The sequence below is a fragment of the Streptomyces sp. DvalAA-14 genome (assembly GCF_900091855.1).
Taxonomy (GTDB): Bacteria; Actinomycetota; Actinomycetes; order Streptomycetales; family Streptomycetaceae; genus Actinacidiphila.
Genome location: NZ_FMCH01000330.1, coordinates 1 through 1,388 on the forward strand (window position 1 = coordinate 1; position 1,388 = coordinate 1,388).

At 74.6% G+C, this 1,388-nt stretch carries 1 protein-coding gene; it reads left to right on the plus strand.

Translation table 11 applies throughout. The features are described 5' to 3' along the window. Window positions 1-1,388 (plus strand): sensor histidine kinase (locus GA0115240_RS17005; protein WP_141708867.1); only part of this gene is annotated, 1,388 nt, incomplete at both ends.

The following is a 1,388-nucleotide window of genomic DNA, read 5'->3' on the forward strand; positions in this document are numbered from 1 at the left end:
CAGCCGCGGCCCGGTCGCCGCCGCCCGGACCGCCCACCTCCAGGAACAGGCGGCGCTGGCCGACTTCCGGGCCGTGGCGCCCGCCGCCCTGCGCGGCCGCTGGGACCAGACGGTGATCGGCCCCGACGAGACCCAGGCCGAGCGCGACCTCACCGAACTCCTCAATGCGGACCAACTCACCGCCGCCGACGACGCCTTGGGCGCCACCCGCACCGACGCGGCGCTCACCGCCCGGCTCGCCATGATGCGCGGCGTCGAGGCGTCCGCGGCCACCGACGAGGCCCGGCAGGCCGCCGACCACCGCGATCACGAGGTCACCGTCCTCGAACTGCGCGTCGCGCTCGCCGCGTTGTGCCTGATCGTGCTGGTGACCGTGTTCGTCACCCTGTTCCGTGGCATCACCCGGCAGCTGGCGGCCCTGCACCGCTGGGCCCGTTCCGACGCCGAGAGCGGCGAGGGCGTCCGGACGATCGGCACCGACGAGTTCGCCGCCGTCGCCCGCCGGATCAACGCGCTCACTCACGAAGCCCAGGCGCTGCGGATCCGGGTGCACGAACTCAGCGCCGACCGCGCCTCGTTGTCGCAGGCCCACAACGGGCTCATCGCCGAGCGCGAGGGCCTGCTGCGCACCCGGGACGACCTGCTGCGCAGCCGCGCCGAGCTCGGCGGCCTGCTCGCCGAGGCCACCGCGCGGGGCGCCGCCCAGGCCGTCCACGTCAATCTGGGCCTGCGCACGCTCGGCCTGGTGGAGCGGCAACTCACCGTGATCGAGGGACTGGAGGACCGCGAGCAGGACCCGGAGCGGCTCGACCAGCTCTTCAAGCTGGACCACCTCGCCACCCGGATGCGCCGCAACAGCGAGAATCTGCTGGTGCTCACCGGCACCGAGCACAGCCACGGCGCCACCGCCCGCCCGGTCCCGCTGGTCGACGTGGCCCGGGCCGCGATCTCCGAGATCGAGCGCTACGAACGAGTCCGCATCCACACCATGCCCGACGCCCGGGTGGCCGGCCGGGCCGCCGACGACATCAGCCACCTGATCGCCGAACTCCTCGACAACGCGGTCGGGTTCTCCGCGCCGGCCACCCCCATCCAGCTGGCCGGCTGGGTGATGGAGAACGGCGAGGTGATGCTCTCGGTGGAGGACTCGGGCATCGGCATCCCCGACGAGCGGCTCAACGCGCTCAACGAACTGCTCGCCGACCCCGACCCGGCGGCGCCCGCGGCGGCCGCCGGCATGGGCCTGTACGTGGTGGCCCGCCTCGCCCACCGGCACGGCGTGCGCGTGCAGTTGCGCCCGCAGGGGACCGGCGGCACCACGGCCGTCGCCGTCCTGCCGCAGCTGCTGCTGCCCGCGGTCGATCCGTTCGAGGCCCCGACCACCCCGA